The organism is Prevotella sp. AM23-5 (assembly GCF_003473645.1).
Taxonomy (GTDB): domain Bacteria; phylum Bacteroidota; class Bacteroidia; order Bacteroidales; family Bacteroidaceae; genus Prevotella; species Prevotella copri_A.
On record NZ_QUCG01000002.1, the window covers coordinates 109623 to 125768 of the forward strand.

Sequence of the window (16146 nt, forward strand, 5' to 3'; positions counted from 1 at the left end):
TTCTAAAACCAGTATTTTTCTCGTTTGATGGTGCAAAGATACAAATTTTATTATAAGTACGGAAATTCTTTGGCTCGAAATTTAAGAAGAAATGTAGGAAAGTAAGAAAAAATGTTTTCTGAGGGGGAAAATATAGTGAATAACAGTTAAAGAAAGCGCCCAAAAATACAAAGAAAGCGCCTCCACACCATGTGGGGGCGCTCAGCTTATGATGAATATGTATCAGATGGAAGAATTACTTCTTCTCTTCTACTGCCTTTCTGTAAGTCTCGTTCTTAACGATGAGAGTTCCTTCTTCGGTATCAACAGATACCATGTCTTTTACTTCTGCATCAAGACCCTTGCGGATGAGGTTGATGCTGGCAGATGGACCCTGTGGCTTGACATCCATATCCCACTTGAAGTAGTCCTTGTCAAGACCAGTGGTCTTTACTGTAAAGTCTGCGTTGACAGTAATGATGCGCTTTCCGTCAGCACTCTTGTATTCACCAGCAACAGCCTGCTGGAATGCTGAGTCTGTAACCACCTCTTCTACCTGAGCTGCAGGGGCAGCAGCTGGTTTCTTTTCTGTGCATGCTGTGAAGGCAAGCATACCCATGGCAATAGCCATCAATGTAAGTTTCTTCATAATCTTGATCTTTTAATTATTGATGTTTTGAAAATATTACTTTCTTTAGGATGTGAAAAGCATGATCAGACTTGTAGTAAACATTGTTGCTATGCTGATCAGTCCTACTGATATGGGGAGATAATCATACTGGATGTTTTTCTTGCCGTTCTGAAACTCCTGGGTGTATGAGCTTGCCCAACGGTTATAGGCATAGAATACAATCGATGCCATAACGAAGCCAATAAGAACTCCTACCAGCAAATCGCCAGGATAATGTACTCCCAGATAGGCACGAGAATATGTTACCAGTGCAGCCCAGAACGCCAGGAATATATTCAGCTTTCTGTTTCTTACCAGATACATGGCGAATATGGCTACTCCCCACGAGTTGGCGGAGTGGGAGGACGGAAATCCGTATCTGCCGCCCCGGTATCCATCAACCACGTGTACCATATAGGATATGGAGTTGTCCAGGTTGCTTGGACGGAGACGTCTTACCAATGGCTTGAGTAAGCCTGATGCTGTCTGGTCACAGAGCAATACGAGGAGCGCTACTGCTAGAATAGTGACTATCGTTACCTTCCAGTGGAAATTCTTAATCATCACGAAGATGAACGCTGCATAAAATGGAACCCATGTGAATCGGTTGCTCACCAAAACCATAAAGTAATCGAATAGTTCGTTGTGCATGCCATTGAAAAATAGCAATATCGTTGTATCTATCTGTTCCAGGTAATGAATGAGTTCTAGCATTGTTGCCTTTACTATTTTTGTTGATATTTATATTCTCTTTTTTACTGTCATTCAAGATGTTGCCTATTTCTTGGCTAAGTCATCGTATAGCTTCTGGAGATAGGCTTGACCTCGTTTCAGATTAAAGCCTTTTTCGCCTTTGTCATATACGATTCGCTTGGCTCTGTTGTCGTAGATGAGCGAGTTCTCTTCTGAAACAATACCAAATGCATCGTTCACCGCAAAGAATGCGAATTTAGGTGTGGCATCACTCATCATGTTCTTACTGAAAGTGAATTCCCTGTGCTCTACTCCCAGCTGACCGAGCAGGGTGGCTGCAATGTCATGCTGTGAACCGATGATGCCCACTTTCATAGGGCGCGAGATAGCTCCACCTGCCAGGATGAGTGGAATCTGGTAACGGCTACGGTCGTGGTCGTTCAGATTTTCCTTGTAACCTCCCACATGGTCTGGTACGAACACGATAAGCGTATTCTTCCATCTTGGCTGTTTGCGGTATTCCCTGACGATAGCACCCATTACGCTGTCGGTGTAGGCGAAAGCATTCAGACGCTTGTCTTTCAATCTGTGGTAAGGTACCTCGAAAGGTTCGTGGCTGCTGGAAGTCTGCAATATTCTCAGCATAGGACGCTTCTCATTCTGCTGTGCCTTGATGTCTTCCATCATTCTGGCTGCTACGATATGGTCTGGCACACCCCATTTGCTCAGCTTGTCTTCTATCGGGAAGTTGGCATCAGAAATGATATGCTGATAACCCTGAGAAACAAGATAAGAGCGCATGTTGCAGAAATCTGCATCTCCACCATAATAATAGGTGGTTTTGTAATTCTTGTATTTCGCCAGGTTGCGGGCTATGGATGGCAACTGGCTCGTCTTGCATGGATAGCGCATGATGCTGGTTGTGGGCTGTGCAGGATAGCCGCTCAATATGGAAACCATACCTCTGTCAGTGCGGAAACTGTTGGCATAGAATCGTGTAAACAGAATACTCTGCTGGGCGATGGAATCCAGGCATACGGCAACATCCTTGTATGAGCCCATGGATGGCATGATGTCGCTGGCAAAACTTTCCATGATGACAATGAGAATATCAGGAGTTCCCTTTTTGAAAGTTGCCTCATTGAGCAGAGGGTAGGTGTTCTCATCGCTTGTACTTGTCATCGTAGCGAATATCTTGTCAGCCTCTTTATCTTTCATGAAGCGATACTGTGAGGCGAAGTCCTCCTGGTGAGTAATCGATTCCAGGAGGCTGAACAGCGGATTCACGGCTGAGTGATTCAGATAGGCGTTCTGACTGTAGTATGCCTGTCCCGTGTTCATCGTAGAAACGGTGATGCCACCTCTGATAGGCAGGAAGAGTAAGCCTGTGAGCAGGAGGAGTATGATGGATGTACGGCCACGATGGCGGTCGAAGTCATCGAATCGATTTCTTTTACCACTTCCGAATCCTCCATATCCGTAGCTGTAGCGACTGTATTGCTGGCGTTTCTCGCCTCGCATTCGCAATGTGAACCAAACTCCAATGGTCAGAACAATCAATATGACAATTGAAAGAATCACTTGCCAGATGCTTACACTGGCGATGGCATCAGCCGGTGAAGTGAAGAAGTAGAAGAGTGGAGTACTGTCCAATGGATACTTCCAGTATGGATAAAGACTTGCGTTAAGCAGGAAACTGCAAGTGATGAAAAGTGAGGCAATTATGAAGTAGATGTTCATAATTGGTTTAACCAGCTCTCTTTTCAGCCATACCACGGCAATGGAAAGAAAACCAGGAATCACAGATAAGTAACCAGCCATCGATAAATCGAGTGGAAGTCCATGCCAGATAACGGCAGGCAACTCCGTGAAGATATTGTCGACAGGTTGTGTGGCAGAACCCTTTTCCAAAAAGAGGAACAGCGGCTTCTGCAAAACAAACAATACTACAAACGTAGCATAAGTCTTAACAAACCATATAATTTGCTTCATACGAACGTTGAACTTTTCTATATTTAATGTTTAAAATTTCTATATTAATAATGTATCTGTATGCAAAATTAGGAATAATTTTCGAGATAGACAATTATTTTTATAGTTTTTTTCAAAAAAGTGCCAAAAAATTTGGTAGTTTAATAATTTTGCCGTATCTTTGTTGTATTAATTTATTACGCATTATGGCTAAGTATAACATTCAACCCAAAAAAGAGAAGTCAGCAAGATATCAAACCTTGCTGAGTGAGGAGACTAAAGACCGCCTCCGTGATGAGATTATCCGTCTGATTGTAACGGAGAGAAAATACAAGGATCCTGAGTACAACTCTAAGAAGTTGGCTGAGGACCTGAGCACGAACTCTCGTTATATTTCAGCAGTGTGTGCAACTCGATTCCACAAGAATTATTCAGAGTTGGTTAATGACTATCGTGTGAACGATGCAATGTCGCTGCTCACAGATAAGCGCTACGCAAAGATGAGCGTGGAAGATATCAGTGAGATGGCTGGATTCAGCACTCGTCAAAGTTTCTATGCAAACTTTTACAAGCGTCTGGGCATAACTCCACGTCAGTATCGCCTCGAACATTCACAGCATAAATAACTGCGTCTTATAGAAGCAATGCCGCTCATATAAAAATGGCTGTACAGGATAGTTTCTTGTACAGCCATTTTTATTTTGTATTACAATCTATATTCGCTGGCATTTAAGAGAGATCATCATCTGACTTTATTTTCTTAAAAAATGCTTGAGCACCTTACTGGTTGTATTCTTTGATATCTGGCGTATCGCCTTGTCTCTGATCTGGCGCACACGCTCTCGCTTCAGCTGCAGGTCTTCTGCTATTTCTGCCAGTGTTTCATGGGCCATTCCTATACCATAGAACTTAGAGATGACTATGCGGTCGCGTTCTTCCAGTTCTCCAACGCAACGTTCCAAGTCGTTGAGCATCTGGGCGAAAGCTGTATTGTCGTCTGCCGGCTGGGCATCCTTGTTGATCAGGATGTCGAGTAGAGTGTACTTGTTTCCCTCACTGATAGGGGCATCGATGGAAACAGCTTTTGCTGCATTGCGTGGAGCATGCTTTTTCTGATCCTTTGGTACCCGATAGAGTGCAGCCTGCTTGTCGATTGTCTGCTGCATCGCCTTGCGAATGAAAGGGGATGCATAAGCCACAAACTGCGAACCGCGTTCGGCATCGTATTTTTGAGCTGCCGTGAGCATCGCCAAAGTTCCTTCGCTAACCAAGTCATCGAAGTCAACACCATTACCACGATAGTGGTTGGCTACCGATTTTACGTAGTTGATGTTATCGCTTACTAACTTATTGATTTCTTTCTCTGTCATATCTCCTTTGGGTCTTTTAATTCATGAATGATGTTTATGATGCAATTTTCTGCCGAGAGAAACTCTTGCGTGATTGCGTAGTGGCTCTCTCTACTGCAAAAATACAGAGAAATATTTGAAGAAACAAATTTTGCTCCCAAATATTTCTCATTTTAACATTCTGCAATACCTATTTGCATAGTCCGGCGTATGGACAATACTCGCAACGTTTCTTGTCGCAGGTAGGACGCAGTGGCAATGCGGGATTGTAGATGTCGGCAATCAGACTGCGGAGATGTGCCATGAAGTCTTCTTCATACGGTGTGATGTCTTCTATCTTTTCCCTGCCTAGTTTAAGGGTTGGGTCGTAGTCTTCTGCACCAGCATTCTGTATGAACAGCAAGCCTGGTGATACGGGATCCTGGGCAGAATTGTATCTTTTGCTGTTCTTGATGATCATCGAGTAGAGGAAAGCCTGCAGATAATAATCCGTATGCTTGCTCAGTGCCTGGGGAGCTGCCGAGAAAATCTCAGCTATATCCTTAGGATGGGTTGTCTGTGCTCTTCCCGTCTTGTAATCGATGACTCTGATGCGTTCAGAGATGTTCGATATAGGAGAAATGGCATCCAGACGGTCGATGAAACCACCGATCCTGAACTGCTTTTCGCCCCTGCTTGTGTTGACTTTCAGTGTATCTGAAACTACCAATTCCATACCGATGATGGTAAATGGTGTCTGGCGTCTGTCTATGGAGATGAGCTGTCGCAAATAGCTGGCTATTACCTCTTTGTTGATGAGTTGCAGACCGTTGTATTTCGGATGATAGTCGTTGTTGCCTACCTTGAAGAGCTCTTCTCTGAAGGCCTGATCTACCAGTCTATCTACCAGCATCTTATCCTTCATCGCCTGGTCCAGTATGTCTGCTGTGATGACGATTGGGCGGATGAGCTGCTGCTTTCCTTTCTCATCTGTCTGGATATCGCTCTTGCTGGCAAAGCCATAGTAGAAGAGTTCTGCTGCCCGATGGAAAATGTTTCCGAAGATGCGGTTATCTACTTCGTCTTCATCTATTTCATCCGGTTCCAGCAATCCCTTTACATATTTATAATAGAACTGCTTCTGGCATCTCTGGTATGTATTGAGAAAAGTAGGTGTGAGCATTCTCACGTCGTCAAGTACCTTCATCACTTCTTCGGTCTTTGGCTCTTCGTCGTATGCCGGGCGAAGGGGTTTCTGACCAGCGATGAGGGTCTTGCGAACGATAGGATGCTGACTTTCTACCATCAGCTGGAGCATGAATCTGCTCATCTCGCCCGATTGACCATCTTCCGTAGCATTGTTGTAGGTAAGCGTGATGTCGTGGGCACGCTGCAACATACTGTGAAAGTAGTAGGCAAAGATGGCTACCTTGTTTTCTACGGTGGTGAGACCGTAAGCTTTGCGCAGGGAGTAGGGGATGAATGAAGAATCGTTCACGCCCTTTGGAATTTTGCCTTCGTTGCAGGATAGAACCAGAATATGATCGAAATCGAGGTTTCTGGTTTCGAGTACACCCATTACCTGTATTCCTTCTGCCGGCTCGCCATGGAATGGTATGCTTGTGGTCTGGATGAGCTGCTGTATCAGTCGCTCCAGAGTGATGGTATCTACCTCTAGGTCGCCGGATGTGATGAGTTCCTGCAGACGGTTGAGTAGGGTGTAGGTGCGATAGAGTGATTCGTGGAATAGCGGATCATTCAAATCCTTTGCCTGGGTTCCTATCATGCGCAGAATATCAAGCAAGTAGCTGATGAGCTGCTTGTTGTAGCTGTTTTGCGTGGCTTCTGCCGTCTGCTCTTCCAGGTTTCTGAAAAGCAGAGAGAGTCCTTCGTCTCCATCCATACTGAGGAAATCGCGCGATGGGTAGAAGCGTTTCTGCTCTTCCAGCTTTTCAAGCAGGTCGGTATATCGAGAGCTGATGAATCTCGTATAGGGATGGCGCAATGCTGTGAGCACGTAATGAAGACGGTAGGTCTCGCTATGCTGTGGATGACCTATTCCCTGCAACTGGATGAGCTGCTGGATGAGACTGTAGAATGGTGTTTGCTGCAAAGGATAACCTATCGTGATATTGACGCTTTTCACCTCTTCCGGAAGTGAATGTATCACACTCTGCAAGAGGTTTTCGTCGCTCAGTACGATGGCTACATTGCGCCCCATCTTGTAGCGGTTGTGCTCCTTGAGCCAGGCGTTTACGTATCTGGCCTGGATGTTCTCTGTTGGTGCAGATATGTAGGTGATATCCTTGTTCTTCGACATGTTGTCGTAGATGTCTTTCTGCGGATAGCTGGCAAGTTCGTTGGGATAGTGCTTCAGATACTGACGGATGTAGTGGCCGGCTTCATTTTGTCCCTCCATATAGTACTTGTCGTAATCCCAGTAGAAAAGGGCTTTGCCCTGTTTCAGCAGTCGGTCGCATAGTGTCTGTTCTACTATCTGCATCATATTGAAACCGATGAAGAGATACTTCTTGTAATGGAAGTCTATATTTTCATCGTTTACTACCTTGCGATAGAGCGCTCCTTCATAAGCCAGTTTCTGTTCGGCCAGTTTCTGGTTGAATCCTACGTAGATATCGTAGAAATGTGACCATAACTGCAGGAATCGCTTCTTCAGTTCTGTATTGTGATCATCAGAGAAATTGCTGAAGAATTTCTTGATCATTGCTTTCTGATAGTCTGTGAGATAAGAAACATCGTCGAGTTCATGGATGTCACTCAGATTGGCAAAGAGCAGTTTGGCATCTACCATGTTCTTATCTACATCGTCGAAATCCGCAAGTAGGAGCTGCCCCCAACCGTAAAAGTGGTCGAGGGTCTCGTCAATGCCTGTGCATGCTACGAATACCTTGTGCAGGTCGCAGATAGACTTGATTGGGTCAGCAACCTTCAGGTCGGAGTGTCGGCGGAAGAGGTCGCTGATGGTGATGTATGTGGGAGTCCAGATTGGCTTGCCGGCCAATTGCGCCAGATAGGTATTGAGGAAGAGCGCTGCACGTTTGTTGGGAAAAACCACTGCGATGTCGCTCATGTTGGTGCCGTATTTCGCCAGCATATCCTGGGCTACTGTTTTCAAGAATGCTTTCATTGTATATTGTTTTTTATTATCTTTGCATTTCTTTTATTCATCTATAATACTTCTTCTATTTTGTTCGGATAAACGTACCAGAGGTATCCCTTGACATGAGCATGTCCCATACTTTCGAGCAGCTTCATGTAGCCTTTTATCTGGTCGTGGTACTCCGGCTTCGGTTTACCGAATTTGAAATCTACCACCACGGTTTCGTGCTCATCTTTCATCACTCGGTCTGGGCGGTGTTCTACCATATTTCCGTCCTTGTCAGTGCTGATGATGGAACACTCATTGAAAACATTCCATCGGTCAGAGAACCAGTCGCTTACCTTGTCTGATTCCAGACGTTTGCGAATCATCTTCTCCACTCTGTCTCGCGAGATGTTTTCATCGTAGAGAACTCCATCAAGTTCCAGCTGTTTCAGTGCTCCTTCAATATCATCTCTTGTGCGGATGGTAGAGAAGAGACTGTGCAGTACTGTACCCATCTTGATATAGAATTTCTGCTGTTCTTCCTGTTCGTCTCCTTTGATGAGATCGCGGCTCTTGTTACTCTGTCTGAACTCTGGCAGCTTAGGTGATACATTGATATCTATCTGCATCATTTCTGCAGGCATCGTAAAGACATTTCTGTTGATTTTCATCTCCATCTTTACTTTTTGCTTGGGTACCACCGGTTCGCCATATTTAAAGAGAATGTCGTTGGTCTTGCTGTCTGTACCGATGCCTTCCAACTCTACATTTACCGCGTCGGTAAGCATTTCGTATGCTTCTTTCTCTGCATTTTGCTTCAGCTTCTCAGCAACAGTTTCCAGTGATTTTTCGATGATTCCCGAACGGTACGCGGTAGATGCGCGTTTGCCGAAGACATAGAGATTATGACTGGCTCTGGTGAATGCCACATAGAGCAGGTTCAGATTATCTACGATGTTCTGCAGATGTTCGTGATGGTAGTCATCTTCATAGATGCTTCCCTTCATCTGCTTGGCACTGAAATCTACAGGTACCAGAGGGAGTTCGTTGTAAGGAGCTTCCTGAGGAGTACACCAGATAGTATTGGCTTTCTCCAGCTGCCAGTCGCAGTATGGCATGATGACATGGTCGAATTCCAGTCCCTTACTCTTGTGGATAGTGATGAGTCGGATGCCCTCGATGCCGTCACTATGGATGCTTTTTTCGTGAAGATTGTTTTCCCATTCCTGGAGAAACGCCTCGATGTCGCTGCTGTTGTCTGTCAGGAAGGAATTCAACTTGTCGTAGAAGGCACATACGTAGGCACTTTGCACTTTCATATCTTCTATCTCGCCAAGGTGAAGTTCCGTAAACAGTCTTTCGGTCAGGTCGAGTAGAGGCATCTCCAGCAATTTCTGTCGATTCTCTGTAATCTGCTCAACCACCTTTTCATCATCCAGATAAGTATGGGCAAACTTCAAGAGTGTGGCGCGGGCTATATCGTCGGCAGGGTGCATCAGCAGCTTCAGGGCTGTGATGAGTATTTGTACTGCCTGCGAAGCGTCAAGACGGAATGCTTCGTCTGAAACCATCTCATAGTCTGAATGCTCCATAAAGTAGGCTGCGATATCCTGGATGGTGCGGTTGTTGCGCACGAGGATAGCGATACGGTGGGTGGGAACACCACGTGCAGTCAACTCATCTACTGTCTGCAGACAGAGTTGCATCATGCGGTCTTCTTTATTTTCTGCATCATTTTCATCGTCCTCTTCCTGTGTCTTGAGGAGTCGCACCTCCACATATCCCTGCACCTTTTTCTTCTCCGGAACTTCCTGTTTTACATCGGCATAGGCTGTAAGCAGTTGCTGGGCTGTTTCGGGTATCGTTTCTGCCAGTTCGTTATATTCCTGCTGGGCAGCTTCTACGAAGAAGGCATTGTTGAAGTTGATGACATTGCGGTCTGAGCGATAGTTGGTGGCAAGGGTCTCTACATCCAGTTGTTTCTTCGGATTCTCAAACTGATCTTCTATGTTGTTGAGAAGTCGCCAGTCGCCTGAGCGCCAGCGGTAGATACTCTGTTTTACATCTCCTACAATCAGGTTGCCTGCATCTTCTCGGCTCATCGTTTCTTCCAGCAGCACCTTGAAGTTTTTCCACTGTATGGTGCTGGTATCCTGAAACTCGTCTATCATCACGTGGTTCAGCTGGGTACCGATTTTCTCGAAGATGAAAGGAGAGTCGCTGCCTTGGATGAGTGAGTGAAGCAATGTCTGTGTGTCGCTGAGCAGAAAGCGGTTAGCCTCCTGGTTCATTTCTCTCACCTTCTTGTCTATGCTGCCCAAGAGGCGCAGCTGGTTGAGGTGCTTGATGGTGAGGTTGGCGCTCTTGTACATTCTTTCGAGCATGTGGCGGTGCTTTTCAGAGAACTGGAGGATAGGATGTAGAGTATTCACCACATGCTGATAGAGTGGAGAATTGTTCTTGACTTCCGACTTCTTGACCCAGTTTTCCGGATTATCCAAGCATTTTGCTAAAGTCATGTTTTTGACGTCATCGTCTCCGTATTTTCCGTTTCTCAATTTATTGAAGTAGCTCCAGATACCCCTTGTCTTGTTGTTGAGGTCATCAGCCGAATATCCTTCCTCTTCCAGCGCATCGAAAAAGGAAGCTGCGATTTCTTCGAATTGTTCTTTAGCCTGGTTTCGGGTATCCTTCATCTTGTCCTTGAATGCTTCGAAGAAGCCTTCTTCTTCCATTCGTTTTGACAGCTCGTCGGCGTGCTCCTTGTAGTAATCACGGAAGATGTGCTCACCAAAGGACTTGATCTGACCGATCACATTCCAGCTCTTGTCGTCTGCGATGTTTTCCTTGATGTAATCCATGATCCAGAAAAGCAGTTTGTCGGTGCTTTCCAGACTTTCTATCAGTTCATCCACAGCTTGCTGTTCCACCTGATAATCGTTCAGCCCGATACGCAGGTTGGCTGTGAGGTCGAGTTCTCGTGCCAGATTTCGCAAGACACTCTGAAAGAAGGTGTCGATGGTTTCTACTCTGAAATAGTTGTAGTTATGGATGAGCAGGCGCAAAGCCTCTTCCGCATTCTTTCTGATCTGTTTTTCCGAAAGATGGGGGAGTGCGGCATGTATCTGTACCAGATACTGATCTGATTCGGGCAGCTCGTGGGCAATGCCATAGAGCTGTCCGAGAATACGCAGTTTCATCTCTTCTGTAGCCTTGTTGGTAAAGGTTACAGCCAGAATGGTGCGATAGGCGTGGGGATTGTCTATCACCAGGGTCATGTATTCGCGGGCAAGGGTAAAGGTCTTACCCGATCCCGCACTTGCCTTGTAAACGGTGAGTTGTGAATTCATATATTGTTCTTTTTATTTTCTTGATTTATAAGGGAATATCCCGTAGCGGATTCTACCAGTTTCTGAAAAGTTCGAAGCCGAAGCGGCAGCCTACGCCATCAAACTTTCCCTGTCTGAATGCTGCGAAGAAGCCGAGCGACATCAGACGCGTGCTTACACCATAGCCCCACTCTGTATAAGGGTAGAGGTGTTTTACCACCAGACCGCTGGTATAGAGTCTTTCTGATTCTACATATCTGCCTATCAGCGGAAGCCAGGCGGCAAGAATCATCGGAGATTCATAGGTGAAGTTGGCACGCAGGTAATAGTTGCTGGCATTATACCAGTAGGACGACAGCAGTTCGAAATCGCCCGACCATTCATCGTTCCAGCCTCCCGGAATATTGTTGTCGTGGAAGTTGGTGTAATCAACGAAGTCCCAGTGTGCTCCTCTTCGGGTATAGAAACCTGTTCCGAAACGCATCGAGTACGATTGCCTGCGGGAAGAATAGAGAATCGTCTGGGCATCAAACTCGGCTCTTCCGTAGTCGATGTTGCTGCCCAGCAGGTTTTTGAAACCTTGCTCATAGTCGAGTTTCAGCACGATGCCTTTCTCTGCTTTAGGTCTCCATTCTATTCCGATGGCAGGAGCCACAGACTTGTATTTATCCGGATAGCCTATGGATTGATAAAAGTCCGGACGGATGGCAATGCGGTTGTGCGCTACCATTCCCAGTTCCATCGCCCAATGTGGGGAGAGGCGCCAGTGGTTGGTGAGTCGCATGTAATTATCCTTGAATTCCGTAAAGGTGGATTTTCCCATCAGAAGAGAAGGTATCTCCGCTGGCGAGAAACCTCCGATGCTGTCTTTCGGATCCATGTATCCCAACGCCTGGCGTGCCAGCTTATTGGTGTTGATGCGGTTGCCGTTACCGATTTCCAGCTGCAGATAACCCTCGTGACGGGTATTGTAGTTGAGTCTGACAGGAATACTGTAGTAGAAACGATGCTGGCGGAAACTGTAACCGCCTTTTATTCCGGCAGAAAGCTGGATATTGTCATTGAAGGCATACTGTCCGTTGATCTTGAACTTATACACCACACCCTTGGATTCCGAATAACCCATATATAATGGATTGAACAATGGGTCGATGCGGAAATAGCCCTGTTGCTTTTTGCCGAAGTCGCTGGAAATTCTGTTCAGCAGGTTATCGCCTACGATATCCCAGAGCACATCTTTTGCGAAATCTTTCTTCTTTTCTCCCTGTGCTGCTGCTTTCCTTTTTCGCTCTTCCTGTCTGTCGTAATAGATGCGATAGATCATTTCCTCATCGGTGTTCAGTTTGATAGGTCGCACTTTTGACATCATAGCGGTATCTGCGCTATTCCTGATAGTATCTTCCAGTACTTTTGGCAGATCATATATGGTGGTGTATTTGCCGGTAATCTTATTGCCCATGAAACTGAAGTTGGCGCGCATGTCGCACTTGACCGGTCCCAGCGACTTGAAGCCTTCCTTGCCCATCGTCACGGAGATGTAGAAACGGGTCATATCGTATTCTCCCTCGAAGTCGCACATCTGAATCTGTCCGTTTTGGATGCGGACGATCGCCCGGGTCTCTACCAGCTGGGTGTTTTTGATGCGTGGGTAGGCGTAAACCTGAGCCATACCATAGAGCAGTGGCGTGACGGAGTACTTGTAGTATCGTCTGTTGGAACGATGGAAAGGGGAGAGGATGTTCTCCTGAAAGAGGTTTTCTCCATACACATTCGGCGTCATGTAGTTGAGCGCGGTGCTCATCGTACTTTTGCGGTGTGGAATGGTACTGAGATTGAGCAGTCGGTGGATGACAGGTGCTCCCTTCTCATTCACTTCGATGCGGTTGTAGAATTCGCTGATAAACTTTCTGCCTGCACCATAGGAGATGGCGTACATGGTAGGAACGAGAGCCAGGGTGGCGTTTCGCTTGTTGGTACGCATCTGGAATTTGGTGTAGGCATAGCTCGAATGGCTTCCTCTTCCCGTGGTATCTATCTTTTGGGCATAACAGAAGATACGCTGCATCACGGAGTCTGTGATGGCGTCCTTAGCCTTCACTCTTCTGGCTTCTGTTGTCAGAGGAAAGCTGATAGTCAAAAGGATGACAGCCGCTATGATGCGAATCAGTTGTATCTTCATATTTGTCTATAAAAAAATCGGGTGAGGCTGAGTTGCCACACCCGATTGCAAAGTTAATGTAAATATCTTGAAAGTCCAAACTTTTAGCTTGATATTATACTTTTTTATCCCAGAAAATTTATCTTTATCCCAGATATTTCATCAGAATACCGATCTTGCCGGATTCTCTGAGCTTGGTGATGCTCTTCTCTCTGATCTGTCGAACTCTTTCGCGTGTCAATCCCATCTTGTCTCCTATTTCTTCCAGACCCTTCTCGGTCTCGTCGATACCGAAGCAGGCGCATACGATCTTACGCTCTCTTTCCTTCAGACATTTGTTGAGAACCTGTTTCAGCTCCTGAGCCATACTCTCATGATCCACGTGCTTGTCGGTACGGCTGTCGTCTCCGCTCGACATCACATCTGCCATCGAGTTGTCATCATCTTCGCCGAATGGTGCATCGATGCTTACATGATGACCGCTAGCCATCATACTCTGAGAGATTTTATCTTCATCTACACCGGTGCGGGCAGACAGTTCCTCTACGCTAGGGCGGCGCTGGTTTTCCTGCTCAAATCGGTTGATTTCCTGATTTACCTTGTTGAGCGAACCCACCTGGTTCAAAGGCAGTCTCACGATGCGGCTCTGTTCTGCTATTGCCTGGAGGATGCTTTGGCGAATCCACCATACAGCATAGGAGATGAATTTGAATCCGCGGGTCTCATCGAAACGTTCTGCAGCCTTGATGAGTCCGATGTTGCCTTCGTCAATAAGATCGGTGAGTGTGAGTCCCTGATGCTGATACTGTTTTGCCACAGACACCACGAATCTCAAGTTGGCTTCTACCAATTTGTTCTTGGCTCTTTCGCCAACTCTGCCTCCCTTTCTTATCTGCTGTGCCAGCTCTATCTCTTCCTCTATAGAGATCATTGGCGCTCTGCCGATCTCTACCAGATATTTATCTAGTGCTTCACTATTTCGATTGGTTATGCTCTTTTGTATCTTAAGTTGTCTCATGATAATCCTACCCCCAAATTTTGTTACTAAACTCCACAAAGTTAGTAAAAAATGTAATAGGTTGTACTTTTCTATAACATAATTTAACTAAAAATACTTGATTTTTCGAAATTTTATCTAACTACCTCATTTTGAGAGAATTTTGTGAAGGCGTCTTGATAACCATTGAATACATTGATATCTACGGCTCCGTGGATGCCTGCCACACGGCCATCCGGGCATAGCTGCCAATATACCAGGTGGATGTCTGGCTTGTATTCGCCATAGCGGGCAATCCATATTTTATAGTTGTGCTTCAGATCGGGTGCTGCAGGCAGATAGCGGTTTACGAAGATCTGACTGATGTAGAGGATAGGTTTTACGCCCGTGGCTCTTTCCACCAGTCTTAACCAGGTTCTTACTCTTGCGAAGAGAACGCCCGGACCTCCCATCTTGCTGATCTGGCTATGCGATGGTTCCAGGTCGAGAACCGGCGGAAAATCTCCTCTCCTGATGCAGCTGTGTCTGAGGAAATGATTTGCTTGAGCAACGGCTGGTGTTCTGGTGCTGAAGAAGTGGTAAGTGCCTACTTTATAGCCATGTGCGCGAGCTGCGCTATAGTCTTTCTTATAGTAAGGATTCACGATTGATTTACCCTCTGTGCTCTTGATGTAGATGAAGCGGATCGGGTAGTTTACGTTGCCTGCCACGGTTTTTCTGCTGATGTTTCCCAGATGCGTGATGCGCAGTTTCTTCCAGTTTATCTGATATCGCTTTCTGCCTTTGATGTGCTGATGTTTCGAGATATCGATACCATAGATTCGCTGTGAGGTATATACCAGTCGCTCTCCCTTGTATTTGTCTTTCTTCCATTCGCCTACTCTCAGTGGCTTCTTGGGTGCGATGCTGAATCCCCATCCGTTTCTTTCTCCATTCTTCCATTCTCCTTCGTAGTAGGAACCGTCGTGCCCCATCCAGGTGCCGTAGCCTTCTGCCTGGTAGAGACTGTCGTAGCTGCCTGAGAAATAACCCAGTGAGTCATGGCGCTGTTCATAGTTGATGGTGTCTCGGTGGGTGGCTCCCTGTAGGTTTACGATTCCGATGGCTGTGCGGGGTGCAATGCCGTAGATACCGTCAGGGGTTGTTTCTGATGCCAGCTGAAAGAGGTGGCAGTACTGTCTGTCTTTTCTTTCATCTGCATTCGTCTGGATGAGCTTGCAGTCTTCGCTTCGGGTCTTGCCGTTTTCATCGGTGTAGAATGCCTTATATTTAATAAGGTGTACCAATACCAGTTTGCCGTCTTTCTGGTCTGTCTTGTCTGAAGGCGTTTTTCCCTGTATATGATGCAGCGAGTCGAGCATCTTCTTGGTAGAATCTCTCAATACCTTCTCGCGGTTTTCGAAGGCGCAGATTCGGTTGTATCCCAGATCCATTACGCTGTGGGAGTGGATATAGTATGCCAGCTCACTTTCTTTCCATTTCGAATCCTTGTAGAGACTGTCGAGTGAATCCACTTTCTCTACCAGCACACTGTCTGCATCGAGTCCCTGATAGCGGTTTCGGGTGATGTCGGTATTGTTGGATGCTGCGAGTCGTCCCTGACATGAAGGAACGAGTGCCCAGCGGTTCATGAAGGTTGCTGCCAGTGTGGTGGTATCTTCTTCGAATCGCAGCATGGTTTTGCCGTTTCTTCTTATTTCGTAGCAGCTGTAGGCTTCTATTCTGGCTTTGGCTGCCTGCACCTGTTCTCTTGTGGGATTCAGACAGCGGTAGGTCCAATATCCAAGGGCGCAAAGTAGAATGATAAATAGGGCACCAGCTATTCTGATGCCTTTCTTTCTGTTGTTTGTCATTGTTTCAATTCCTCCTATATTTCTTTTCTCTCCCTTATCTATAGTTCTTATCTATAATCTAT

General features: G+C 46.1%; 10 protein-coding genes. 1 reads left to right on the top strand and 9 read right to left on the bottom strand.

Annotated features, from left to right (window positions below):
- Positions 1-235 precede the first annotated feature (235 nt).
- The 3 genes from DW657_RS01205 to DW657_RS01215 all read right to left on the bottom strand — a co-directional run bounded on the left by DW657_RS01205 (position 236) and on the right by DW657_RS01215 (position 3334).
- Positions 236-628: a hypothetical protein gene (locus DW657_RS01205; protein ID WP_117663546.1), complete on the bottom strand. Its 393-nt coding sequence runs from the start codon at positions 626-628 to the stop codon at positions 236-238.
- A 45-nt stretch (positions 629-673) separates the two neighbouring features.
- A complete protein-coding gene (locus tag DW657_RS01210) occupies positions 674-1363 on the bottom strand; it encodes a phosphatase PAP2 family protein (protein ID WP_118311106.1) in 690 nt (229 codons plus the stop codon).
- Between the two features lie 63 nt (positions 1364-1426).
- On the bottom strand, positions 1427-3334 hold the full coding sequence (locus tag DW657_RS01215) for an LTA synthase family protein (RefSeq protein WP_118311107.1): 1908 nt from the start codon (positions 3332-3334) through the stop codon (positions 1427-1429).
- A gap of 185 nt (positions 3335-3519) precedes the next feature.
- On the opposite strand from DW657_RS01215, the gene DW657_RS01220 reads away from it, so the two are divergent.
- On the top strand, positions 3520-3939 hold the full coding sequence (locus DW657_RS01220; protein ID WP_089542465.1) for a helix-turn-helix domain-containing protein: 420 nt from the start codon (positions 3520-3522) through the stop codon (positions 3937-3939).
- A 126-nt stretch (positions 3940-4065) separates the two neighbouring features.
- Here the strand turns inward: DW657_RS01220 and DW657_RS01225 are convergent, their stop codons facing one another.
- The 6 genes from DW657_RS01225 to DW657_RS01250 form a co-directional block, all read right to left on the bottom strand.
- The gene (locus tag DW657_RS01225; RefSeq protein ID WP_089542466.1) at positions 4066-4683 is read right to left on the bottom strand and encodes a sigma-70 family RNA polymerase sigma factor; all 618 of its coding nucleotides are present in this window, start codon (positions 4681-4683) and stop codon (positions 4066-4068) included.
- A gap of 169 nt (positions 4684-4852) precedes the next feature.
- Complete coding sequence (locus DW657_RS01230) at positions 4853-7789, bottom strand: PD-(D/E)XK nuclease family protein (protein WP_118311108.1); 2937 nt, start codon at positions 7787-7789, stop codon at positions 4853-4855.
- A 41-nt stretch (positions 7790-7830) separates the two neighbouring features.
- Positions 7831-11097, bottom strand: a complete 3267-nt coding sequence (locus DW657_RS01235) for an exodeoxyribonuclease V subunit beta (protein WP_118311109.1) — start codon at positions 11095-11097, stop codon at positions 7831-7833.
- 52 nt (positions 11098-11149) lie between these two features.
- The gene (locus tag DW657_RS01240) at positions 11150-13255 is read right to left on the bottom strand and encodes a DUF5686 family protein (protein ID WP_118311110.1); all 2106 of its coding nucleotides are present in this window, start codon (positions 13253-13255) and stop codon (positions 11150-11152) included.
- A 124-nt stretch (positions 13256-13379) separates the two neighbouring features.
- A complete protein-coding gene (locus DW657_RS01245; RefSeq protein WP_089542470.1) occupies positions 13380-14252 on the bottom strand; it encodes an RNA polymerase sigma factor RpoD/SigA in 873 nt (290 codons plus the stop codon).
- Positions 14253-14365: 113 nt separating this feature from the next.
- Positions 14366-16084, bottom strand: coding sequence for a GH25 family lysozyme (locus DW657_RS01250; RefSeq protein WP_233546579.1), 1719 nt, complete (start codon positions 16082-16084; stop codon positions 14366-14368).
- Positions 16085-16146: the final 62 nt, after the last annotated feature.

Bases quoted from the DNA above. Each gene is read 5' to 3' on its own strand.
- DW657_RS01205 (WP_117663546.1), bottom strand. From the start codon at position 628: ATGAAGAAACTTACATTGATGGCTATTGCCATGGGTATGCTTGCCTTC.
- DW657_RS01210 (WP_118311106.1), bottom strand. From the start codon at position 1,363: ATGCTAGAACTCATTCATTACCTGGAACAGATAGATACAACGATATTG.
- DW657_RS01215 (WP_118311107.1), bottom strand. From the start codon at position 3,334: ATGAAGCAAATTATATGGTTTGTTAAGACTTATGCTACGTTTGTAGTA.
- DW657_RS01220 (WP_089542465.1), top strand. From the start codon at position 3,520: ATGGCTAAGTATAACATTCAACCCAAAAAAGAGAAGTCAGCAAGATAT.
- DW657_RS01225 (WP_089542466.1), bottom strand. From the start codon at position 4,683: ATGACAGAGAAAGAAATCAATAAGTTAGTAAGCGATAACATCAACTAC.
- DW657_RS01230 (WP_118311108.1), bottom strand. From the start codon at position 7,789: ATGAAAGCATTCTTGAAAACAGTAGCCCAGGATATGCTGGCGAAATAC.
- DW657_RS01235 (WP_118311109.1), bottom strand. From the start codon at position 11,097: ATGAATTCACAACTCACCGTTTACAAGGCAAGTGCGGGATCGGGTAAG.
- DW657_RS01240 (WP_118311110.1), bottom strand. From the start codon at position 13,255: ATGAAGATACAACTGATTCGCATCATAGCGGCTGTCATCCTTTTGACT.
- DW657_RS01245 (WP_089542470.1), bottom strand. From the start codon at position 14,252: ATGAGACAACTTAAGATACAAAAGAGCATAACCAATCGAAATAGTGAA.
- DW657_RS01250 (WP_233546579.1), bottom strand. From the start codon at position 16,084: ATGACAAACAACAGAAAGAAAGGCATCAGAATAGCTGGTGCCCTATTT.